This is a genomic window from Pseudomonas sp. PsB (assembly GCF_043658375.1).
Taxonomy (GTDB): Bacteria; Pseudomonadota; Gammaproteobacteria; order Pseudomonadales; family Pseudomonadaceae; genus Aquipseudomonas; species Aquipseudomonas putida_Z.
On the sequence record NZ_JBIGLU010000001.1, the window covers coordinates 895,104 to 917,302 of the forward strand.

A 22,199-nucleotide genomic window follows, 5' to 3' on the forward strand; every position below is an offset into this window, starting at 1 on the left:
ATTTCATGCAAGCAGTGCGTAACTGGGCTGCCCGTTGTGCGCCGTGGATCGGCGCGGTGGGCCTGTTCGGCGCTGTACAGCTGGCCCATGCCGGCGATTACCAAGGCTCGCCCCAGGTGGCTCAGTTCGTTGGCGAAATGAGCCGCGACCATGGCTTTGCCCCTGAGCAGCTGATGGGTGTGTTCAGTGAGGTGCAGCGCAAACAGTCGATCCTCGACGCCATTTCGCGCCCGGCCGAACGGGTAAAGCCGTGGAAGGACTACCGGCCGATGTTCATCACCGACGCGCGCATCGCCCGCGGTGTGGACTTCTGGCGCCAGCACGAGGCGGTGCTGGCCCGTGCCGAGCAGGAATACGGCGTACCGGCGCAGTACATCGTCGCCATCATCGGCGTGGAAACCTTCTTTGGCCGCAACACCGGCAACTACCGGGTGATCGATGCCTTGTCGACCCTGGGCTTCGACTACCCGCCACGGGCCGAATTCTTCCGCAAGGAGCTGCGCGAGTTCCTGCTGCTGGCCCGTGAGGAGCAGCTCGACCCGCTGACGCTCAAGGGCTCCTACGCCGGCGCCATGGGCCTGCCGCAGTTCATGCCGAGCAGCTTCCGCAACTTCGCGGTGGACTTCGACGGCGACGGCCACATCAATATCTGGAACAACCCGGACGATGCCATCGGTAGCGTGGCCAGCTACTTCAAGCGCCACGGCTGGGTGGCCGGCGAAGGTGTGGTCAGCCGCGCCTGGGTGGACGGTGGGCGCGCCGACGAAGGCCTGACTACCGGCATCGAGCCGGTAAAAACCGTTGGGGAGTTGCGCACGCTTGGCTGGTCGGTCCATGATTCGCTGCGCGATGATCTGCCGGTTACCGCCTTTCGTCTCGAGGGCGACAATGGCCCCGAGTACTGGATGGGCCTGAAGAACTTCTACGCGATCACTCGCTACAACCGCAGCGTGATGTATGCCATGGCGGTGCATCAGCTATCGGAACAGCTGGTTCAAGCACGGGGCGTCAAGTAATGCGCGCAATCTTCTCTGGCAACTCTTTCAAGCTGCTCACCTGCCTCGCCGTCGGCGTGGTGCTGGCCAGCTGTTCGTCCAACCGCCCGTCCCAGCAAAGCAGTGGCAACGTGGTACGCACCCAGCCGGGCCTGGACATCAACCGGGCGCACAAGGACGGCGCGCCGTGGTGGGACGTGGATGTGAACAAGATCCCCGACGCCACGCCAACCGTGCACACCGGCAACTACAAGGCCAACCCGTACACGGTGCTGGGCAAGACCTACTACCCGATGCAGGACTCGCGCAACTATCGCGCGGAGGGCACCGCGTCGTGGTACGGCACCAAGTTCCACGGTCAGAACACCGCCAACGGCGAGCTGTACGACCTGTACGGCATGAGCGCGGCGCACAAGACCCTGCCGCTGCCGGCCTACGTGCGGGTGACCAACCTGGCCAACGGCCGCAGCGTGATCCTGCGGGTGAACGACCGTGGGCCGTTCTATTCGGACCGCATCATCGACCTGTCCTATGCCGCGGCGAAAAAGCTCGGTTATGCCGAGATCGGTACCGCGCACGTGCGCGTCGAAGGCATCGACCCGCAGCAATGGTGGGCCCAGCGTGGCCAGACGCCACCGATGGTGCTGAAAGAGCCGCAGGTGGCCCAGACCCAGGCAATCCCGGCCAGTACCGGGCGCGTCGAGCAATGGACCCCGCCGCCCCAGCAGCATGCGGCGCCGGTGGTGCCGGTGCAGGTGGCTGGCAACAACGTGCCGGCCGGCAGTGGCGGCAGCTTCCTGCAGGTGGGTGCCTTCGCCAACCCGGACGCCGCCGAACTGCTGCGCTCCAAGCTCAGCAGCATGGTCAGCGCGCCAGTGTTCATCAGCTCGATCGTGCGCAACCAGCAGACCCTGCACCGCGTGCGCCTGGGGCCGATCAACAGCCAGGGCGAGATCCAGCAAGCGCAGGACAGCATCCGCCTGGCGAACCTTGGGCAGGCCAAGCTGGTCACAGCTGACTGACCGCGTTGCCTTCTTCGCGGGCAAGCCCGCTCCCACAGATGCATGCGAAACCCTGTGGGAGCGGGCGCGCCCGCGAAGAAGGCAACACCAAACTGTCGGTTTTGTCATGAATTGCCGGGCGCAGGCATGTACAATGTCGGCTTTTGCCCGCAGCGACATAAAGCCGCACTTTGCGAGCCTGGCCTACGGCCACAAAAACTAGACTGACTGGCGCTGGGCACATGATCTTGCCCAGGGAACATCAGACCATTAGCGATTTTCGAGAGACGGATGAACATCACCAACCTTGCCAAACGACTTTGCCTGCCCGTACTGCTGATGATCACGCCTGCCGCCTTCGCGGCTGAGCAGATGACGCCGGCGCCACCGCAACTGGCAGCCAAGTCCTACGTACTCATGGATGCGTCCAGCGGCAACGTGCTGGTCGAGAACAACGGTGACGAGCGCCTGCCGCCTGCCAGCCTGACCAAGCTGATGACGGCCTACATCGCCACCCTGGACATCCGTCGCGGCCAGATCGGTGAAAACGACCCGGTTACCGTCAGCGAAAACGCCTGGCGGACCGGCGGTTCGCGCATGTTCATCAAGGTGGGCAGCCAGGTGACCGTCAGCGACCTGCTGCACGGCATCATCATCCAGTCCGGCAACGACGCCTCGGTTGCCCTGGCCGAGCACATCGCCGGCAGCGAAGACGCCTTCGCCGACATGATGAACAAGACCGCTGCCGACCTGGGCATGGCCAACAGCCACTTCATGAACCCGACCGGCCTGCCGCACCCGGACCATTACTCGTCGGCCCACGACATGGCTACCCTGGCCCGTGCGATCATCAACGTCGACCCGGCCCACTACGCCATCTACTCGCAGAAAGAGTTCTTCTGGAACAACATCAAGCAGCCAAACCGCAACCTGCTGCTGTGGCGTGACAAGACTGTCGACGGCCTGAAGACCGGCCACACAGACGAAGCCGGCTACTGCATGGTGGCTTCGGCCGTTCGCGATGGCCAGCGCCTGATCGCCGTGGTCTTCGGCACCAACAGCGAGCAGTCGCGTGCTGCCGAGACCCAGAAGCTGCTGACCTATGGCTTCCGCTTCTTCGAAACCCAGACCTTCTACCAGAAGGGTACCGAGCTGACCAAGTCGCCGGTCTGGAAGGGCGCGACTGGCGAAGTGAAAGCTGGCCTGGCCAACGACCTGACCCTGACTATGCCTAAAGGCCAATTGAAGCGCCTGCAGGCTTCGATGACCATGAACCCGCAGCTCACCGCGCCAATCGCCAAAGGTGACGTGATCGGCAAAGTGGAAGTCAAACTGGACGAGAAAGTGGTTCACAGCGCCGACCTGATCGCCCTCGATGGCGTCGAGGAAGGTGGTTTCTTCCGCCGTATGTGGGATAGCATCCGTCTATTCTTCTACGGGTTGTTCAACTGATACGTGACCTGCATGCCCCCGCGTATCCTGCGGGGGCGTTGTTGTTGCCACGGCTTACGAGGCCGTTTCCGCCATGAGCGAACCAGACGTCAAGTCGCACAAGATCGAATTCCCCTGCGACGATTACCCGATCAAGGTCATCGGTGACACCGTTGTCGGCTTCAAGGACACGGTGATCGAGATCCTGAGCAAGCACGCCAAGGTCGACCTTTCCACCCTGGCCGAGCGCCAGAGCAAGGAAGGCAAGTACACCACCGTGCAATTGCACATCGTTGCCGAAAGCGAGAACCAGCTGCACGATATCAACAGCGCCCTGCGCGCTACCGGCATCGTGAAAATGGTGCTCTGATGTCCGCCTGCCTCGGTTTTCGCGAGCTTGGCCTGCAGCCCTACGAACCGGTGCTGGAGGCCATGCGTCGCTTCACCGAGCAGCGCAGCCCGGACAGCCAGGATGAAGTCTGGCTGGTCGAGCACCCCGCGGTCTTCACCCAGGGCCAGGCCGGCAAGGCCGAGCACCTGCTGGTGCCGGGCGACATCCCGGTGGTGCAGACCGATCGCGGTGGCCAGGTGACCTACCATGGCCCCGGTCAGCTGGTGGCCTACCTGCTGCTGGATGTGCGCCGGCTGGGCTTTGGCGTGCGTGAGCTGGTCAGCCGTATCGAGCAGACCCTCATCGACCTGCTCGCCAGTTACGATGTCCAGGCCGCGGCCAAGCCCGATGCCCCGGGCGTCTATGTCGACGGAGCGAAAATCGCCTCCCTCGGCCTGCGAATCCGCAACGGCCGTTCGTTCCACGGCCTTGCCCTGAACGTGGACATGGACCTCGCGCCATTCCGCCGAATCAACCCCTGCGGCTATGCGGGGCTGGCGATGACCCAGCTGCGCGACCTGGCAGGTCCGATCGAACTCGACGAGGTCAGGACAAGGCTGCGCGGACAGCTGGTCAAGCACCTCGACTACGCTGAGCAGACGACCCTCACGGGCGGAATCGACTGAATATGACAACTGTGCAAGAAGCCGTGCCGAACCTGATACCTACCCAGGATGCCACCCCGCGCCCAGCGCCGAAGAAGGTGGAAGCCGGGGTCAAGCTGCGTGGTGCCGAAAAGGTGGCGCGCATCCCGGTGAAGATCATCCCCACCGAAGAGCTGCCGAAGAAGCCCGACTGGATCCGCGTGCGTATCCCGGTGTCGCCCGAGGTAGACCGCATCAAGCAGCTGCTGCGCAAGCACAAGCTGCACAGCGTATGCGAAGAGGCATCCTGCCCGAACCTGGGCGAGTGCTTCTCCGGTGGTACCGCCACCTTCATGATAATGGGTGACATCTGCACCCGTCGTTGCCCGTTCTGCGACGTTGGCCACGGCCGGCCGAAACCGCTGGACCTGGACGAGCCGAAGAACCTGGCCATCGCCATCGCCGACCTGCGCCTGAAGTACGTGGTGATCACCTCGGTGGACCGCGACGACCTGCGTGACGGTGGTGCCCAGCACTTTGCCGACTGCATCCGCGAAATCCGTGCGCTGTCGCCGGGCGTACAGCTGGAAACCCTGGTGCCGGACTACCGTGGGCGCATGGATATTGCCCTGGAGATCACCGCGCAAGAGCCGCCGGATGTGTTCAACCACAACCTCGAGACCGTACCGCGCCTGTACAAGGCCGCGCGCCCGGGTTCGGACTACGACTGGTCGCTGGACCTGCTGCAGAAGTTCAAGCAGTTGGTGCCGCACGTACCGACCAAGTCGGGCCTGATGCTCGGCCTGGGCGAGACCGACGAGGAAGTGATCGAAGTGATGCACCGCATGCGCGAGCATGACATCGACATGCTCACCCTCGGCCAGTACCTGCAACCGTCGCGCAGCCACCTGCCGGTGCAGCGCTTCGTTCACCCGGACACCTTCGCCTGGTTCGCCGAGGAAGGTTACAAGATGGGCTTCAAGAACGTCGCTTCCGGCCCGTTGGTGCGTTCTTCGTACCACGCTGACCAGCAGGCTCACGAAGCCAAGATCAAGCTCTGAGCCAAGCACAGAGCCACGCATGCCGATGCGCGCCGAAGGGCCGCATCGGCATTTTTGTTTGTGCCACACGCGCTGCAAGGAGCCGCGATGAATTGCGCCGAAACCTTCCAACCCAGCCTGCCAGCCGCGCTGCCGCGTGATGCCTGTTTTGCCATTGTCGCCCCGGCGGGCGCGGCGCGGCTGGATACGCACAAGGTCAACCAGTGGTTCGTTGATAGAGGCTACAGCTGCCGCATCTATCCTGGAGCCCTTCAGGCCCAGGGCTATCTGGCGGGGCCGGACCGGCAGCGGTTACAGGACCTGCATGATGCCTTTGCCGACCCGGCCATCGACGCCATTCTGTGCATGCGTGGGGGGTACGGCAGCATGCGCCTGCTCGACCAGCTCGATTTCGAACTGATCCGGCGCAACCCCAAGCCGCTGATCGGTTACAGCGACATAACCGCGCTGCACACGGCGATCTACCGGCATACCGGGCTGCTCACTTTCCATGGCGGGATGCTCAATGCCGACCTGCTGGGGGCCAAGTTGCCGCCAACCGAGACTTCGTTGCTGGCGCAGCTGGGTGGGCATGTGCGGGCAGGGGAGCAGATCGTGCACCCTGCTGACTTCGCATTGAGCAGCGTGCTGCATGGGGTGGCCAGCGGGCCGCTGCTGGGCGGCAACCTGTCGATGTTGGGCGCGACCCTGGGGACGATTGCCGAGCTGGATACGCAGGGCTGCATCCTGTTCATCGAGGACGTCAACGAGCCGCTTTACCGGGTGGATCGCTTGCTGACCCAGATGCGCCTGGCAGGCAAGCTGGAGGGGGTGAAGGGTGTGCTGGTGGGGGACTTTGCTGGGATTACCACTACGGCGTTGACGCCCCTGCTGGAGGACATCTTCGCGCCGCTGGGTGTGCCGGTGCTGGCCGGGTGGCGCAGTGGGCATTGTGACCCGAATGTGTGCTTGCCGCTGGGGGCTCGGGTAATGCTGGACAGCTCTCGGCAGAGCTTGCTGCTGGAGCAGGATCTTTTCCAGGCTTGAGATTGCCGGGGCTGCTTTGCAGCCCATCGCGACACAAGGCCGCTCCTACAGGAGACCGCGTTACCCCGATGGTTCGCGATCGCTTGTAGGAGCGGCCTTGTGTCGCGATGGGCCGCGCAGCGGCCCCAAAATGCTCACTGCTGACGCAGGCTCTCGAGCAGCTTGTGCGTCGGATACCCATCCGCCGGCCACCCCAACCCCTGCTGGGCATTGCGGATCGCCTTGCGGGTATTGGCGCCAATGATGCCATCGGCATTGCCGGCTTCGTGCCCATTGCTGTTCAGCAGGTTCTGCAGCTCCATGCGCTCGCTGCGGCTGAGCGGCAGGTCTTCTTTCGGCCAGCTGCCGGCAATGAAGCCCCAGCCCGTGAAGCGATCACCCAGCAGGCTTACCGCCAGCGCGTAGGACGACGAATTGTTGTACTTGAGGATGGCGCGGAAGTTGTCCAGCACCAGGAACGCCGGGCCGCGCGCGCCCGCTGGCAGCACCAGGGCGGCAGACAGCTGGTTGCTGCCCACTGGCAGCTGGGTACCGGCAGGCAGTTTCACGCCCATCGCCAGCCACTCGCTCACCGGCTTGCGCAGGGCGCCATCGGCCTGCCAGTAATCGAAGCCAGGCGGCACCTGTACCTCGAAGCCCCACGGCTGGCCCCGCTTCCAGCCCGAACTCTGCAGATAGTGCGCGGTCGAGGCCAAGGCGTCTGCCGTGCTGTTCCAGATGTCGCGGCGGCCATCGCCGTCGAAGTCCACGGCATGGGTGTTGTAGGTGGTCGGGATGAACTGGGTCTGGCCCATGGCACCGGCCCACGAACCACGCATGGCCTCAGGCTGGATGTCGCCGTGCTGAATGATCTGCAGCGCGGCGATCAGCTGGTCCTGAGCGAACTGCGGGCGTCGGCCCTCATAGGCCAGGGTAGCCAGTGAGCGGATCACCGACTTGTTGCCCTGAAACTGGCCGAAGTTGCTTTCCATGCCCCATACCGCGACCAGCACTTGGCGATCGACACCATAGCTTTGCTCGATGCGGGTCAGCAGTTCGGCGTTCTGCTCCAGCAGCTTCTTGCCGTTGCGCACGCGCAGAGGCGACAGGGCGCCTTCGAGGTATTCCCATACGGGGCGGGTGAACTCCGGCTGGCTGCGATCGGCCTTGATCACGTCCATGTCGGGGGTGACGCCGAGGAAGGCGCGGTCGAACGTATCCTGCGAAATGCCGGCTTGCAGGGCTTGCTGGCGAAAGCCTGCTTGCCATTGCGCGAAGGTTTGCAGAGGCTGGATTTCAGTGCTGGTGTCAGGCGTCGTGCCGGGCAGGGTCACCACAGGGGTGGGCTGGGCGGGGGCCAGCGGCAGGGCATCGGCGGCGGTGGGCTTTTCTGCGCAGGCCACGAGCAGGATGAAACTGGAGGCCGCGATCAGCTGGCGGGTTTTCCAGCGGGGGAGAAGACTGAGGAGCATTCACAGATCCAGAATTGCAGGTCAGGTGACGACCATATCATGCCTGCGCTCTCGATGCTTTCATGCAGCCAAAAAGTAGGAAGCCTCCCAATCTCTCGATTGGAAGGCTTCGCGGCGGTAGCTGCCTTTGCCCTTGTTCGGCCGTTCCTGGCGGCAGCGGAACAGCGGTTGGGCGATGATCGACTTGGCCTTGTTGGGGCCGTGCTTTTTCGGCTTTTTGCTCATGGCGGGGTTCCCGGGTTGGGTGGGTTTCGCGGCGCACTGTAGGGCTTGGGGCAGGGTGGGGCCAATTGATTGTGTATATGGTTCGAGGGCCCAATCGCCGGCAAGCCAGCTCCCACAGGTACAGCACAGCCTCCAAGGCCTGTTATATCCCTGTGGGAGCTGGCTTGCCGGCGATTGGGCCTTTGAATGTTACTCGGGAGGCAGTGCCAGGCGCTGGCCGGCCATCAGCAGCGACAAGCGCGCCAGGCCGGTCCACGGCGAGCCCTCGGCCTGGCCCTTGATCTGTGCATCGATACGCTGGGCATCTTGCAGCAACTGCGCCCAGCGCTGCGCCGACAGGCGCTGCAGGGCCTTGCTGACCAGGGGGCGGCGCTTGTCCCAGACCGGCGGGCGGGCCTGGCTGAAGGCCTTGTCCAGCGGTACACCCTGGCTGAACTGCTGGGCCAGCCCGGCCAGCTGGCGCAGCTCACGGGCCAGGGCCCAGAGAATCACTGGTGGCTCCACGCCTTCACCGCGCAAGCCTTCGAGCATGCGCAAGGCATGCGCGGCTTCGCCGTTGAGAATGGCATCGACCAGGCCGAAGACATCGAAGCGGGCGCTGTCGGCGACGGCGGCCTGCACGGTCTCCACGGTGATCTGGTTACCTTCGGCAAGCAGCTTGAGCTTTTCGATTTCCTGCGCTGCAGCCAGCAGGTTGCCTTCCACGCGTGCGGCGATCAGGTCGACGGCGTCACGTTGTGCCGACAGGCCGGCCTGCTGCAGGCGCTGGTTGATCCACTGCGGCAGCTGGTGCACATCCACCGGCCAGATCTGGATGAACTGGCAGTGGGCGCCTTCGATCAGCGCCTTGCCCCACTTGGTCTTCTGTGCGCTGCCGTCGAGCTTGGGCAGGCTGACCAGCAGCAGGGTGTCTTCGGCGGGGTTGGCGCAGTATTCCATCAGCGCAGCAGCGCCCTTGTCACCGGGCTTGCCCGAGGGCAGGCGCAATTCCAGCAGGCGGCGCTGGGCGAACAGGGACAGGCTGGCGCCAGCCTGGAGCAGGGTGCCCCAGTCGAAGTTGGCGTCGGCACTGAATACCTGGCGTTCGTCGAAGCCCTGCTGGCGCGCGGCGTTGCGGATGGCGTCGGCGGCTTCCTGGCACAGCAGCGGGTCGTCGCCGCTGACCACGTAGACCGGTGCCAGGGCGCCTTGCAGGTGCTTGTTGAGTTGGGCGGGGGCGAGCTTCATGGGAAACAGGCGGGGCACCCGAAGGCACCCCGCTCGGGCTTAGTTGCCCGGTACTTCCAGTGGCGACTGCTGAGGCGTCTCGGCCTGCTGGCGGCGAGCAGCCTCCAGTGCTGCGGCTTCGGCCTTGGCGCGCTCGTCGGCTTGACGCTGCAGCTCGTCCAGCTGGGACGGGGTCAGCATCTGCAGGCGAACGACCATGGCGTTGACCAGGTCTCGACGCATTTCTTCGCGGGCGCGGCTGGCTTCCTGCTCGGAGCCGGTGATGTTCGAGCCGTCACGCAAGTAGATCTTGCGCACTTCCAGCTTGTCGCTCATCAGCTCCAGGTTGTTCAGGCCCTGGATGCTGTAGTTCAGCACGGTGGTCAGCTCGTACTCGGCGGTACGGTTGCCGCTGTTGTAGGTCGCCGAGCGCTCGCGCTCCTGCTCGTTGGTCAGCACCAGGCGGTACGGTGCGCCAGCGTGCACGTTGACACCGCTACGCTGCAGTACTTCACGCAGCTGGACCACGGTCGGGCCGTAGGCGTTGCGTGCGCTGACGTCCATTTCCTTCACGCTCAGTTCGGTAGAGCCGGTGCCGCGCAGCTGGAAACCGCAGGCGCTGAGCATGACCGCCAGGCCAATTACCAGCAAATTGCGTTTGATCATGTTGTTGCTCCCTTGTGGGCCTGTTCGCCCGCCCGCAGTGGCTGCGGGCGGGCGTTGCCATCAGTTGGCGACGATGTTGACCAGCTTGCCCGGTACCACGATGACCTTGCGGATGGTCAGGCCATCGATGAAGCGCAGGACGTTCTCGTTGCTGCGCGCGGCGGCTTCGATTTCTTCGCGGCTGGCGGCGGCCGGCATTTCGACCTGGCCACGCAGCTTGCCGTTGACCTGCACCACCAGGGTGACGGTGTCCTGTACCAGGGCTGCCTCGTCGACGGCTGGCCAGCTGGCGTCGATGACGGCCTGCTGGTGGCCCAGCTGTTGCCACAGCTCGTGGGAGATGTGCGGGGTGATCGGTGCCAGCAGCAGGGTGACGGCCTCCAGGCCTTCCTGCAGCAGGGCGCGGTCCTGTTCAGTGGCCTGCGGGGCCTTTTCCAGCACGTTCATCACGGTCATCACCTGGGCGATGGCGGTGTTGAACTTGTGGAACTGGCCTACGTCGGTGCTGGCCTGCTTGATGGCGGCGTGGATGGCGCGGCGGATGACCTTCTGCGCGTCGTCCAGGGCGGCGACATCCAGCTTGCCCGGCAGGCCTTGGGCCACGTGGGCCTGGGCCAGGCGCCAGACGCGGCGCAGGAAGCGGCTGGCGCCTTCGACGCCGGAGTCGGACCATTCCAGGCTCATGTCGGGCGGCGAGGCGAACATCATGAACAGGCGGCAGGTGTCGGCGCCGTACTGGTCGATCATCGATTGCGGGTCGACGCCGTTGTTCTTCGACTTCGACATCTTCTCGGTGCCACCGATTTCCACCGGCAGGCCGTCGGTCTTCAGGCGGGCGCCAATGATCTTGGCCTTGGCATCGCGCTCGACTTCAACATCGGCCGGGTTGAACCAGTCCTTGCCGCCGTTGCTGGCCACACGGTAGTAGGTTTCGGCGACCACCATGCCCTGGGTCAGCAGGTTCTTGAACGGCTCGTTCGAGGTGACCAGGCCTTCGTCACGCATCAGCTTGTGGAAGAAGCGCGCGTACAGCAGGTGCAGGATGGCGTGCTCGATACCGCCGATGTACTGGTCGACCGGCAGCCAGTGGTTGGCCGCTTTCGGGTCGACCATGCCACCTTCGTAGTTCGGCGAGGCGTAGCGGGCGAAGTACCAGGACGACTCGACGAAGGTGTCCATGGTGTCGGTTTCGCGTTTGGCCGCGGTGCCGCATTTCGGGCAGCTGCACTCGTAGAATTCAGGCATGCGCGCCAGTGGCGAACCGGCACCGTCCGGCTCCACGTTCTCCGGCAGGGTGACCGGCAGCTGGTCTTCCGGCACCGGTACGTCGCCGCAGGACGGGCAGTGGATGATCGGGATCGGGCAGCCCCAGTAGCGCTGGCGGCTGATACCCCAGTCACGCAGGCGGAACTGGGTACGCGATTTGCCCAGCTCCTTGCGGATCAGGGCGGCTTCGATGGCGTCGAAGGCACCGGCGAAGTCCAGGCCGTCGAACTCGCCGGAGTTGATCAGCTGGCCGTGCTCGCCATAGGCGGCCAGCCACTCGTTGCCGACTTCATCGCCAGCGCTGGTGCGCACCACCGCCTTGACCGGCAGGTTGTACTTGTGGGCGAACTCGAAGTCGCGCTCGTCGTGGGCCGGCACGGCCATGACGGCGCCATCGCCGTAGTGCATCAGCACGTAGTTGGCGACCCATACCGGCAGCTTCTCGCCGGTCAGCGGGTGCTCGACCAGCAGGGAAGTGGCCATGCCCTTCTTCTCCTGGGTGGCCATGTCGGCTTCGGCAACGCTGCCGCTCTTGCACTCATCGATGAACGCCTGCAGCGCCGGGTTGCCCTGGGCGGCTTGGGTGGCCAGCGGGTGTTCGGCGGCGACGGCGACGTAGGTGGCACCCATCAGCGTGTCGGGACGGGTGGTGAAGACCTTGAGGGTGCCTTCGTGGCCGATGCTGGCCAGGTCGTACGGGAACTGCACTTCCATGCCGCGCGACTTGCCGATCCAGTTGCGCTGCATGGTCTTGACCTGCTCAGGCCAGCCCGGCAGCTCGTCGAGGCTTTCCAGCAGCTCGTCTGCGTAGTCGGTGATGCGGAAATAGTACATCGGGATTTCGCGCTTCTCGATCAGCGCGCCCGAACGCCAGCCACGGCCGTCGATGACCTGCTCGTTGGCCAGTACGGTCTGGTCCGCCGGGTCCCAGTTCACGGTACCGTTCTTGCGGTAGATGATGCCTTTCTCGAACAGGCGGGTGAACAGCCACTGCTCCCAGCGGTAGTAGTCGGGCTTGCAGGTGGTGACTTCACGTGCCCAGTCGATGGCCAGACCCAGGCTCTTGAGCTGGGTCTTCATGTAGTCGATGTTTTCGTACGTCCACTTGGCCGGGGCGACGTTGTTCTTCATCGCCGCGTTTTCCGCGGGCATACCGAATGCGTCCCAGCCCATCGGCTGCAGGACGTTCTTGCCCAGCATGCGCTGGTAGCGGGCAATCACGTCACCGATGGTGTAGTTGCGCACGTGGCCCATGTGTAGCTTGCCGCTCGGGTACGGTAACATCGACAGGCAGTAGTAGGTGTCCTTGCCTGGCTGTTCGGTAACAGCGAACGATTGTTGCTCGTCCCAGAACTTCTGGGCGGCGGCTTCGATATCACGGGGCGTGTATTGTTCGTGCATGGCTACTTTTTGCTGAGAGGGAAGAGACCTTGTTCCAGGCAGCGGAACCTCGCTGCGTCCGGCACTCCGGTGTCGTTTAGAGTGAACGCCGTAGCATACAGCAGCGCCGCGCATCGTGGGAAACCTTCGTTGCGAATGCCCGCTGGTCGCGGCACACGGCTGCTTTTTTGAACGACGCTAAGCTCAGGTGTGGGGGGAGATATTCTTATCTTCAATGAGGTGAACGGATGGGAGAGACGCAGCTACCCGCAATCAGACCGGAGCTATACGAACGCCTGATCGACCGGCTTGGCCTGGCGCTGGAAGTGGCCAGGACCTCGGTGCGATTGCGCGACGAAATGCCAGCCGAGCTGGAATTGCGTGGCCTGAGCCACGCAGAGTTCGAACTGATCAAGGCCTACCTGGATTCCCTCCCGGAGCGCCACAATGCCTGTGTCGGCAGTTACCCACAAGCGGAGCCGACATCGGCCAAGATCATCTGGCTCAAGGACAAGAAACGCCCCGCCAGCACGGCGAGATCCAGGACGCTGCCGCATCGCTAGCCGTTCAGGACGCCAGGCGCAGGCTATCGCGCGCCGGTTCTTAAATTTTGCACAGCTCACGATCGGCGCCGGCCACACCCTTGTTGACCGGCGTCGATCCTTCTAGGCTGCACGCCTGCCAAGGAGGTGTGGCCAATGTCGATCCGATTCTTCGTCAAACAATGGCTGATGCCGCCAGGCGTGCTGTTCCTGCTGCTGCTTGTGGCGTGGTGGCTGCGCCGCCGTCGGCCCCGGCTGGCAGCGCTGTGCTTTGCTCTGGGCCTTGGTGGCCTGTGGCTGATGAGCCTGCCGCTGGTGGTGCAGGAAACCGCTCGTGTGCTGGAGACGGAAGCGCCGCTGGCGGTAAGCGATTGGGCCGGCCTGGCAAGCCGGGCAGATGCCATTGTGGTGCTGGGCGCGGGGCGTGAGCGAGGTGACCCGGCCTGGGGTGGTGGCGACCAGCCCACAGCCACGGCGCTGGAGCGCATGCGCTTTGCCGCACGGCTGGCCAAGGCTTCGGGCTTGCCGGTGTTGACCAGTGGCGGGTTGCACTATGGCTCGCCGCCGAGCGAGGCGCAGTTGATGGCTGATCGCCTGCGTGAAGATTTCGGTGTCGAGGTGAAATGGCGAGAGGAGGGCAGCCGCACTACCTGGGAGAATGCCCGGCTGACGGCCAAGGTGCTGCAGCCGTTGGGGATTCGCCGGGTGGTCGTGGTGACCCAGGCGTGGCACATGCAGCGCTCGCGCTGGAGCTTCGAGCAGGCGGGGTTCGAGGTGGTGCCGGCGCCGGTCGGGTTCCTCGGGCGCGATCATGCGCGGCCGTTCGGCGGGTTGCTGCCGGAGAGCCGGGCGATGTGGCAGAGCGGGCAGTTGCTCAATGAAGTGGCCGGGCTGGTGGGGTATCGGCTGTTCTACTGAGCCTTGTGTTGCCTGTGCCGGCCTCTTCGCGGGTGAACCCGCTCCCACAGGTATACCGCAGGCCATGGGCTTGTGCGGTCCCTGTGGGAGCGGGTTTACCCGCGAAGAGGCCGGTACAGGAAAACTCAAACGGTCTTGGCAATGCGCCCGGCCAGCAACGCCCAACCCAGCAGCAATGCGCAGACTATCGCCAGCGGCCACGACCGCCATTGCAGGTACGGCGTCAGTTTCTGCATCGGCACCACCTCGCCATACAGCACCGCCTGCTGGAACTGCGGTACCTGCGTGGTAATGCGGCCAAACGGGTCGATCAGCGCGGTCACGCCGTTGTTGGTGGCGCGGATCATCCAGCGGCCGGCTTCCAGCGCGCGCATCTGCGCCATCTGCAGGTGCTGCAACGGGCCGATCGAGGTGCCGAACCAGGTGTCGTTGCTGATGGTCAGCAGCAGGTCGCTGCGGGCCGCCAGGCCAGCGGCGAATTCGGGGTAGACCACCTCGTAACAGATGTAAGGCGCAATCTGGTAGCCCTTGGCCTGCAGCAGCGGCTGGTCTTCCGGCCCGCGGGCGAAGTCCGACATGGGCAGGTTGAAGAACTCGATCAGGCCGCGCAGCATGTCCTGCAGCGGCACATACTCGCCAAACGGCACCAGCTTCTGCTTGAGGTAGGTACCATCGCCTTCACCGGTGACGGTGATGCCGTTGTAGTAGCGGCGCTGGTGGTGCACCACTTCACGCACCGGCACGCCGGTGATCAGCGCCGAATGCCGCTCGGCGGCGAACCGGCCCATCACGTCGATATAGCCCTGGGCCTGGTCCTTGAGCACCGGGACCGCGGTTTCCGGCCACACCAGCAGGTCCACCGGCCTGGAGCTGAAGCTCAGGTCACGGTACAGCGCCAGTTGCGCGTCGATGTGTGCCGGGTCCCATTTCAGGTCCTGCTCGACATTGCCCTGGATGGCCGCCACTTTCAGCGGGTCGCCCGCCGGCTTGGTCCAGGCATGGCCCTTGAGCGCCAGGCCCAGCACCCACGGGGCCAGCAACAGCAGGCAGCCCACCGCGAGGAACGAGGGGCGGGCGCGCAGGCGGTGCACGTTGCACAACAGGGCAGCGGTCAGGGCCAGTGCGAAGGAAATCAGCCACACGCCACCCAGCGGTGCCAGGCCGGCCAGCGGGCCGTCCAGCTGGCTGTAGCCGGCGTAGAGCCAGGGGAAGCCGGTCAGGAACCAGCCGCGGAAGGCCTCTTGCAGCAGCCACAGGGCGGCAAAGCACAAGGCGTCGGCCAGTGGTGCTTCGGTGCGGCGCAGCCAGCGTGCCCACAGCCAGGTGGGCAGGGCGAAGAACCAGGCCAGGGCGGCGAAGAACGCCAGCAGCAGCAGGATCGCCAGCAGCGGCGAGGCACCGCCGTAGGTGTTCATGCTGACGTAGATCCACCAGGTACCGGCACCGTACAGGCCGAAGCCGAACCACCAGCCGCGCCACATGGCCTGGCGCGGGCTGAGCTCGCGCAGGCCGAGGTAGAGCAGGGCGATGGACAACACGGCCAAGGGCCAGATGTCGAAAGGCGCCAGGGCCAGGAGGGTGGAGGCACCGGCCGCCAGGGCCAGCAGGTTACCGGGCCAGCCGGGGCGGGTGATCCAACGCATGTTTGTCCTTAACGGGTGATCGGTGTCAGGCGCAGCAAGTGTATCCGCCGGCTGTCGGCATTGAGAATACGGAACTTGTAAGGGCCGATCTCGGTGGTCTCGTTGCGCTTGGGCAGGTGACCGAAGGCGCTCATTACCAGGCCGCCGACGGTGTCGAACTCGTCATCGGAGAATTCGCTGTCGAAGAACTCGTTGAAGTTTTCGATCGGGGTAAGCGCCTTGACCAGGAAGTCGCCGCTGGGCAGCGGTTTGATGTAGCTGTCTTCCTCGACGTCGTGCTCGTCCTCGATGTCGCCGACGATCTGCTCCAGCACGTCCTCGATGGTGACCAGGCCGGCCACGCCGCCGTACTCGTCGATGACGATGGCCATGTGGTTATGGTTGGCGCGGAACTCGCGCAGTAGCACGTTCAGGCGCTTGGACTCGGGCACGAAAGTGGCCGGGCGCAGCAGGTCCTTGATGTTGAAGCTGTCGCCATTCTCCTTGAGGATCAGCGGCAGCAGGTCCTTGGCGAGCAGGATCCCGAGCACATCGTCGTGGCTTTCGCCGATCACCGGGTAGCGCGAGTGCGCGGCGTCGATCACCGCCGGCAGGAACTCGCGGGGCGACTGGCTGGCCTTGATGCTGATCATCTGCGAACGCGGCACCATGATGTCGCGAACCTGCAGGTCGGCCACCTGGATGGCGCCTTCGACGATGGTCAGCGCTTCGCTGTCCAGCAGTTTGTTCTGATGGGCTTCGCGCAGCAGTTCAAGGAGTTGCTGGCGGTTTTTCGGCTCATGGGCAAAAGCCTGGGTCAGTTTACCCAGCCAGGACTTCTGCCCGTTGCTCGATCGATCTTCGCTCATGGCGGTTCTCGTGATCCTTCGTGTTTCAGTGTGTGATGGTGTCGGTTTCATCGTCGGCGTACGGGTCGGGATGACCCAGTTCTGCCAGCAATTCCCGTTCCAGGCCTTCCATTTCCTCGGCTTCCTCATCCTCGATGTGGTCGTAGCCGAGCAGGTGCAGGCAACCGTGTATGACCAGGTGTGCCCAGTGCGCTTCCAGCGACTTGCCTTGATCGGCGGCTTCGCGCTCGACCACTGGCACGCAGATCACCAGGTCGCCCAGCAACGGGATATCGAGCAGGTCGTCGGGGACGTCGGCCGGGAACGACAGCACATTGGTCGCGTAGTCCTTGTGCCGGTAGGTGTGGTTCAGCTCGCGGCCTTCGGCTTCGTCGACCAGGCGAATGGTCATTTCCGAATCGGCGCTGCGCTGGCGCAGGGCCAGTTCGCACCAGCGGCGAAAGGCGGTGTCATCCGGGGCGGCAGCATCCGTGGCCCGTTGAATATCGAGTTCAAGCATCTTTGCCGGGCGCCTCGGGCTTGGCCTGGCGGGCATCGAAGCGGTCGTAGGCCTCGACAATGCGCTGCACCAGTGGGTGACGAACCACATCTTTGGGTTGGAAGTGGGTGAAGCTGATCCCCGGAACGTCCTTCAGCACCTCGATGACGTGTGCCAGACCTGACTTGGTGCCGCGGGGCAGGTCAACCTGGGTGATGTCACCGGTGATGACCGCGGTGGAGCCAAAGCCGATACGGGTAAGGAACATCTTCATCTGTTCCAGCGTGGTGTTCTGGCTTTCGTCGAGGATGATGAAGCTGTTGTTCAGGGTGCGGCCACGCATGTAGGCCAGCGGCGCGATCTCGATCACCTGGCGCTCGATCAGCTTGGCCACATGTTCGAAGCCGAGCATTTCGTACAGGGCGTCGTACAGCGGGCGCAGGTACGGGTCGATCTTCTGGGCCAGGTCGCCGGGCAGGAAGCCGAGCTTTTCGCCCGCCTCAACCGCCGGGCGCACCAGCAGGATCCGGCGCACCTGTTCGCGTTCCAGCGCGTCCACGGCGCAGGCCACGGCCAGGTAGGTCTTGCCGGTACCGGCCGGGCCGATGCCGAAGTTGATGTCGTTGGCCAGGATTTCTTTTACGTAGCGTTGCTGGTTGACTCCGCGCGGGCGGATGTTGCCCTTGCGCGTGCGCAGCGACACGCTGACCTCGTTGACGGCCGGGTTGTCGATGTTCTCGACGGTCGATTCCTGCAGGTACAGATGCACGGTTTCCGGTGACAGGTCGCTGGCCTTTGTCTCGCGGTAGAGACGGCGCAGCAGTTGTTCGGCAGCGGAGGTGGTCTTGGGTTCGCCGATCAGTTCGAACTGATTGCCGCGGTTGCGGATCTCGATGGCCAGGCGCTGTTCGATCAGGCGCAGGTGCTCGTCGAACTGGCCGCACAAGTTGGCGAAACGGTGGGCCTCGAAAGGTTCGAGGATGAAGCGATGGGGTTGTATGGGTGCGTTCAAGGTCGTTTTTAGCCGCTCGACGGCAATGAATGTGAACTCAAGAATAACCCTTGAATGGCAGTGGCGAAAGCACTGAAACGTTCAACGGTATGTATGGCCTGTTCCGGCCTCTTCGCGGGCACTGGTATGATGCCCGCCTTTTCTTACGCATGTGTTATCCCGACGAACATGAGCAAACGCGAACCTGCCATCTATAAAGTGATCTTCCTCAACCAGGGGCAGGTCTTCGAGATGTATGCCAAGCAGATCTACCAGAGCGACCTGTGGGGGTTCCTGGAAATCGAGGAGTTCGTGTTCGGCGAGCGTTCGCAGCTGGTGGTGGACCCGAGCGAGGAGAAGCTCAAGAGCCAGTTCGATGGGGTGATCCGCAGCTTCGTGCCGATGCACTCGATCGTGCGCATCGACGAGGTGGAGCGACTGGGCACGGCTAAGATCAGTGAAGCCAAGGGCGGCGGCAACGTGATGCCGTTCCCCATGCCGATGCCGGAAAAGTAACCCTCAGGGGAGTGGCGAGAACGGCGTGCGCCCTTCGGCGTTCTGCAGTTCCAGCAGGTACTTGCGGAAGATCTGGCCGAGCACCTGGGTGGCATGCTCCAGCTCGTCGCGGGGCATTTGCTCGGTCACTTCGTCGGCCATGTCCAGCGCATCCTCGGCGCCGTTGACCGCGGCCATCTTCAGCAGTATGTAGGCCTGCACATTGTTGGCCTTGACCCCTTCGCCACGGAAGAACATGGCGCCCAGGCGGTACTGGGCCTCGGCATGGCCTTGCAGCGAGGCCTTTTCGAACCAGTTCAGGGCTTTGCCCAGGTTTTTCGGCGTTTGCGTGTAGTAGTACTCGCCCAGTTCGAATTGCGCCTGGGCATCCCCCGCCGTTGCCGTCTGCTCACAAGCCTTGAGGGCGTTTGCCAGGTCTTCAGGCTGGACATTCAAGGTGCAGCGGCCCGTCGCCGGAATGAGCAACGAGTTACCGCCCTCCGCCAGGGCCAGCAGGGGCTGAAGAAGCAACAGGCAGCCCAGGGTCAGGGCGCGGCCGGTGCGGTTCATGGGGATCGACTTACCTCTGCAAAGCTGCGGCCAATGTCTCTGGTGGCACATTATGGGATAAGCAGCGCCAACCTTACAAAGTTTTACTCGAATTTCTGCTTGGTTGGGGAAGTCAGCTGATTGTGCATGGGTATTTGTTGCCTGTACCGGCCTCTGTGGGAGCGGCCTTGTGTCGCGAAAGGGCTGCGAAGCAGCCCCAGCAATCTGTGCATTACTGCTGAAGTCCTGGGGCCGCTTTGCGGCCCTTTCGCGACACAAGGCCGCTCCCACAAAAGCGCGGTGCAGCGTGTTATTTCAGGGCTGCAAAAGCCTTTTCAGCCGCATCCAGGGTGATCTGCAGCTCCTTGTCCCCATGGGCGATGGAGGTAAAGCCGGCCTCGAACGCGCTCGGCGCCAGGTATACGCCACCATCGAGCATCAGGTGGAAGAAGCGCTTGAAGCGCTCGGCATCGCTGGCCATCACGTCTTCGAAGGTGACGATGTCGTCGGCGCCGCTGAAGTACAGGCCGAACATGGCACCGGCCTGGGTGGTGACGAACGGCACGCCAGCGGCATCGGCGCGCTGTTGCAGGCCGTCGAGCATGCGGCTGGTGTAGTCGGTCAGCTCGGCGTGGAAGCCCGGGCGGCTGATCAGCTTCAGGGTGGTCAGGCCGGCGGCCATGGCCAGCGGGTTACCCGACAGGGTACCGGCCTGGTAGACCGGGCCGAGCGGGGCAATGCAGCCCATGATTTCACGCTTGCCGCCGAAGCAGCCGACCGGCATGCCGCCGCCGACGATCTTGCCGAAGGTCGACAGGTCCGGCTTGATGCCATAGTGGCCCTGGGCGCCGCCGAGCGAAACGCGGAAACCGGTCATCACTTCGTCGAAGATCAACACCACGCCGTGCTTGTCGCACTGCTCGCGCAGGCCTTCGAGGAAGCCTGGCGCCGGCGGTACGCAGTTCATGTTGCCGGCTACCGGCTCGACGATGATGCAGGCTACGGTCTGGCCGACTTCGGCCAGGGTCTTCTCGACGGCGGCGATGTCGTTGAACGGCAGGGTCAGGGTGTGTTTGGCGAAGTCCGCCGGCACGCCCGCCGAGCTCGGCACACCCTGGGTCAGCAGGCCGGAGCCTGCTTTTACCAGCAGGCTGTCGGAGTGGCCGTGGTAGCAGCCTTCGAACTTGATGATGGCGTCACGGCCGGTGTAGCCACGGGCCAGGCGGATGGCGCTCATGGTGGCTTCGGTGCCCGAGCTGACCATGCGCACCATCTCCATGGATGGCACCAGCGAGCAGACCAGGTCGGCCATCTCGGTTTCCATGGCGGTCGGGGCGCCATAGGACAGGCCGTGCTCCAGCTGCCTGCGTACCGAGTCCAGTACCTCCGGGTGGCCGTGGCCGAGGATCATCGGGCCCCAGGAGCCGACGTAGTCGACGTAGCGCTTGTCATCCTCGTCAACGACGTAGGCGCCTTCGGCATGCTTGAAGAACAGCGGCGTGCCGCCAACGCTCTTGAAAGCGCGGACCGGCGAGTTGACGCCACCGGGGATGTGCTTCTGGGCTTGGGCGAACAGGGCTTCGGAACGGGACATGGGGATCTCTCGAATCAGGATGCGAACAAGGCGTTGAAGGCGCGGGCGCGGCGGGTGACTTCCTGCGCGCTGTCGGCACCGAACAGGCCGTGGATCACCGCCAGCAGGTCGGCGCCATGGGCGACCAGCGGGGCGGCGTTGTCGAGGGTAATGCCGCCGATCACCGCGATCGGCAGTTTCACCTGGGCGCGGGCCTGCTCCAGCAATTCGATGTTGGCAGCGGGTGCACCCGGCTTGGTGACAGAATTGAAGAAGCGGCCAAAGGCCACGTAGCTGGCGCCTTCGCTGGCAGCCTCCGCGGCCAGCTCGAGGCTGGCGTGGCAGGTGGAGCCAATGATTGCCTGGCGTCCGAGCAATGCGCGGGCCGGGGTCAGCGGGCCGTCGGTCTGGCCCAGGTGCACGCCGACGCCCAGGCGCGCGGCCAGTTCGGCGTCGTCGTTGATGATCAGCTGAGTGCCGTAGCGCTCGCAGAGCTGCATCAGCCCTTCAGCTTCGCGCAGGCGGCGTGCCGCGTCGTCACTTTTGTCGCGGTACTGCAGCAGGCATACGCCGCCTTCCAGTGCCGCCTCGACATGGGACAGGAAACGGCCAGCGAGCAGCTGGCTGTCGGTGATGGCGTACAGACCGCGTAGCTTCATTGGAGGCCTCGTGTCAGGAGCAGAAATCCAGCGGCAGGCGGCGCGGCACGAACTGGCCCTTGCCCAGCTGTTCGGCGTCACGCAGGGTGCGCCAGGTGTAGTCCAGGGCGCTGCGGACGGCGCTTTCCAGCTGCTCGCCAAGGGCCAGGCGGCCGGCCAGGGCACTGGCCAGGGTGCAGCCCGAACCGTGGTAGCTGCCCGGCAGGCGCTGGCAGGTCCAGGTGTGGTGCTGGCCGTCGCGGCTGTACAGGCGGTTGTGAATTTCGTCTTCGTCGCCGTGACCGCCGGTAATCAGCAGGTGTCTACAGAACGGCAACAGTTTCTCGGCACACTCGTCGGCGGTGCCTTCGGGCAGTTCGGCAAGGATGCGGGCTTCGGGCAGGTTCGGCGTGGCGATGGTCGCCAGCGGCAGCAGGCGTTCGCGCAGGGCGTAGCCCACTTCGTCCTTGCCCAGGCGGCCACCACCACCGGCACGCAGCACTGGGTCGCAGACCAGCGGCAGATGCGGGTGGGCCGCCAGCAGTTCGGCGACGGTGTCGACCATTTCGATCGAACCGAGCATGCCGAGTTTGACGGCGGCCACCGAGGAGTCGGCCAGCACGGCGTTGGCCTGGGCCAGCACCCACTCGCGGTCGAGCACGCGGAAGTCGGAAACGTTGACGGTATCCTGCACGGTCAGGGCGGTCACTGCAGGTGCGGCGTGACAGCCTTGGGCGATCAGGGCTTCGATATCTGCCTGCAGGCCGGCGCCGCCACTGGGGTCGTGGCCGGAGAGACAGAGGACAACGGGGCGGGAGCTGTAGGTATTCATGGTCGGCGA

Annotated in this window: 23 protein-coding genes; 10 read left to right on the forward strand and 13 right to left on the reverse strand. The window is 64.3% G+C overall.

The genetic code is table 11. The features are described from left to right. Positions 1–5 precede the first annotated feature (5 nt). The 7 genes from mltB to ACGLHT_RS04155 all read left to right on the forward strand — a co-directional run bounded on the left by mltB (position 6) and on the right by ACGLHT_RS04155 (position 6,489). Positions 6–1,016, forward strand: a complete 1,011-nt coding sequence (gene mltB / locus ACGLHT_RS04125; RefSeq protein ID WP_025340767.1) for a lytic murein transglycosylase B — start codon at positions 6–8, stop codon at positions 1,014–1,016. Continuing rightward, positions 1,016–2,017, forward strand: coding sequence for a septal ring lytic transglycosylase RlpA family protein (locus ACGLHT_RS04130; RefSeq protein WP_046613225.1), 1,002 nt, complete (start codon positions 1,016–1,018; stop codon positions 2,015–2,017). Before mltB ends, ACGLHT_RS04130 begins: the two co-directional genes overlap by 1 nt. A 270-nt stretch (positions 2,018–2,287) precedes the next feature. Further along, entirely contained in the window at positions 2,288–3,448 is a 1,161-nt protein-coding gene (locus tag ACGLHT_RS04135; protein ID WP_013974353.1) for a D-alanyl-D-alanine carboxypeptidase family protein, read from the forward strand. 73 nt (positions 3,449–3,521) lie between these two features. Beyond that, the gene (locus ACGLHT_RS04140; protein WP_003249736.1) at positions 3,522–3,797 is read left to right on the forward strand and encodes a DUF493 domain-containing protein; all 276 of its coding nucleotides are present in this window, start codon (positions 3,522–3,524) and stop codon (positions 3,795–3,797) included. Further along, positions 3,797–4,444, forward strand: coding sequence for a lipoyl(octanoyl) transferase LipB (gene lipB / locus ACGLHT_RS04145; RefSeq protein WP_013974352.1), 648 nt, complete (start codon positions 3,797–3,799; stop codon positions 4,442–4,444). The genes ACGLHT_RS04140 and lipB overlap by 1 nt, the downstream gene beginning before the upstream one ends. Before the next feature lie 2 nt (positions 4,445–4,446). Next, positions 4,447–5,463, forward strand: a complete 1,017-nt coding sequence (lipA, locus tag ACGLHT_RS04150; protein WP_003257574.1) for a lipoyl synthase — start codon at positions 4,447–4,449, stop codon at positions 5,461–5,463. An 87-nt stretch (positions 5,464–5,550) separates the two neighbouring features. Continuing rightward, on the forward strand, positions 5,551–6,489 hold the full coding sequence (locus ACGLHT_RS04155) for an LD-carboxypeptidase (RefSeq protein WP_274120286.1): 939 nt from the start codon (positions 5,551–5,553) through the stop codon (positions 6,487–6,489). Between the two features lie 134 nt (positions 6,490–6,623). Here ACGLHT_RS04155 and ACGLHT_RS04160 read toward each other — a convergent pair whose 3' ends face one another. From ACGLHT_RS04160 to leuS, 5 genes are all read right to left on the reverse strand, one after another. Further along, positions 6,624–7,940 (reverse strand): lytic murein transglycosylase, encoded by a 1,317-nt coding sequence (locus tag ACGLHT_RS04160; protein WP_274120287.1) that lies wholly within the window; start codon positions 7,938–7,940, stop codon positions 6,624–6,626. Between the two features lie 60 nt (positions 7,941–8,000). Next, positions 8,001–8,165, reverse strand: coding sequence for an alternative ribosome rescue factor ArfA (arfA, locus tag ACGLHT_RS04165; RefSeq protein WP_025340762.1), 165 nt, complete (start codon positions 8,163–8,165; stop codon positions 8,001–8,003). A 189-nt stretch (positions 8,166–8,354) separates the two neighbouring features. After that, positions 8,355–9,392 (reverse strand): DNA polymerase III subunit delta, encoded by a 1,038-nt coding sequence (gene holA, locus ACGLHT_RS04170; protein ID WP_024087789.1) that lies wholly within the window; start codon positions 9,390–9,392, stop codon positions 8,355–8,357. A gap of 39 nt (positions 9,393–9,431) precedes the next feature. Then, positions 9,432–10,037 carry an LPS assembly lipoprotein LptE gene (gene lptE, locus ACGLHT_RS04175; RefSeq protein WP_137162479.1) on the reverse strand — a complete coding sequence of 202 codons (606 nt, stop codon included), beginning with the start codon at positions 10,035–10,037 and terminating at the stop codon, positions 9,432–9,434. A 60-nt stretch (positions 10,038–10,097) separates the two neighbouring features. Next, positions 10,098–12,704 carry a leucine--tRNA ligase gene (gene leuS, locus ACGLHT_RS04180; RefSeq protein ID WP_274120288.1) on the reverse strand — a complete coding sequence of 869 codons (2,607 nt, stop codon included), beginning with the start codon at positions 12,702–12,704 and terminating at the stop codon, positions 10,098–10,100. 227 nt (positions 12,705–12,931) lie between these two features. Between leuS and ACGLHT_RS04185 the strand changes: the two genes are divergently transcribed. Next, entirely contained in the window at positions 12,932–13,246 is a 315-nt protein-coding gene (locus tag ACGLHT_RS04185) for a hypothetical protein (protein ID WP_003257582.1), read from the forward strand. Between the two features lie 135 nt (positions 13,247–13,381). Then, positions 13,382–14,143, forward strand: a complete 762-nt coding sequence (locus ACGLHT_RS04190; protein WP_024087786.1) for a YdcF family protein — start codon at positions 13,382–13,384, stop codon at positions 14,141–14,143. Positions 14,144–14,268: 125 nt separating this feature from the next. On the opposite strand, the gene lnt is transcribed toward ACGLHT_RS04190, so the two are convergent. Genes lnt through ACGLHT_RS04210 form a run of 4 tightly spaced genes read right to left on the reverse strand, consistent with a single transcriptional unit; the run spans position 14,269 to position 18,124 of the window. Then, positions 14,269–15,786, reverse strand: coding sequence for an apolipoprotein N-acyltransferase (lnt, locus tag ACGLHT_RS04195; RefSeq protein WP_013974344.1), 1,518 nt, complete (start codon positions 15,784–15,786; stop codon positions 14,269–14,271). 8 nt (positions 15,787–15,794) lie between these two features. Beyond that, positions 15,795–16,634, reverse strand: coding sequence for an HlyC/CorC family transporter (locus tag ACGLHT_RS04200; RefSeq protein WP_003257584.1), 840 nt, complete (start codon positions 16,632–16,634; stop codon positions 15,795–15,797). A 25-nt stretch (positions 16,635–16,659) separates the two neighbouring features. Then, complete coding sequence (gene ybeY / locus ACGLHT_RS04205; RefSeq protein ID WP_013974343.1) at positions 16,660–17,133, reverse strand: rRNA maturation RNase YbeY; 474 nt, start codon at positions 17,131–17,133, stop codon at positions 16,660–16,662. Continuing rightward, complete coding sequence (locus ACGLHT_RS04210) at positions 17,126–18,124, reverse strand: PhoH family protein (protein WP_013974342.1); 999 nt, start codon at positions 18,122–18,124, stop codon at positions 17,126–17,128. Before ACGLHT_RS04210 ends, ybeY begins: the two co-directional genes overlap by 8 nt. Before the next feature lie 168 nt (positions 18,125–18,292). Between ACGLHT_RS04210 and ACGLHT_RS04215 the strand changes: the two genes are divergently transcribed. Next, positions 18,293–18,619 carry a DUF1820 family protein gene (locus ACGLHT_RS04215; protein ID WP_013974341.1) on the forward strand — a complete coding sequence of 109 codons (327 nt, stop codon included), beginning with the start codon at positions 18,293–18,295 and terminating at the stop codon, positions 18,617–18,619. A 3-nt stretch (positions 18,620–18,622) separates the two neighbouring features. Here the strand turns inward: ACGLHT_RS04215 and ACGLHT_RS04220 are convergent, their stop codons facing one another. The 4 genes from ACGLHT_RS04220 to ACGLHT_RS04235 form a co-directional block, all read right to left on the reverse strand. Further along, positions 18,623–19,168, reverse strand: a complete 546-nt coding sequence (locus ACGLHT_RS04220; protein WP_003257587.1) for a tetratricopeptide repeat protein — start codon at positions 19,166–19,168, stop codon at positions 18,623–18,625. A gap of 289 nt (positions 19,169–19,457) precedes the next feature. Next, the gene (gene hemL, locus ACGLHT_RS04225; protein ID WP_013974339.1) at positions 19,458–20,741 is read right to left on the reverse strand and encodes a glutamate-1-semialdehyde 2,1-aminomutase; all 1,284 of its coding nucleotides are present in this window, start codon (positions 20,739–20,741) and stop codon (positions 19,458–19,460) included. A gap of 14 nt (positions 20,742–20,755) precedes the next feature. Beyond that, a complete protein-coding gene (thiE, locus tag ACGLHT_RS04230) occupies positions 20,756–21,379 on the reverse strand; it encodes a thiamine phosphate synthase (RefSeq protein ID WP_274120289.1) in 624 nt (207 codons plus the stop codon). 13 nt (positions 21,380–21,392) lie between these two features. Beyond that, entirely contained in the window at positions 21,393–22,190 is a 798-nt protein-coding gene (locus ACGLHT_RS04235) for a hydroxymethylpyrimidine/phosphomethylpyrimidine kinase (RefSeq protein ID WP_024087784.1), read from the reverse strand. Between the last annotated feature and the right edge of the window lie 9 nt (positions 22,191–22,199).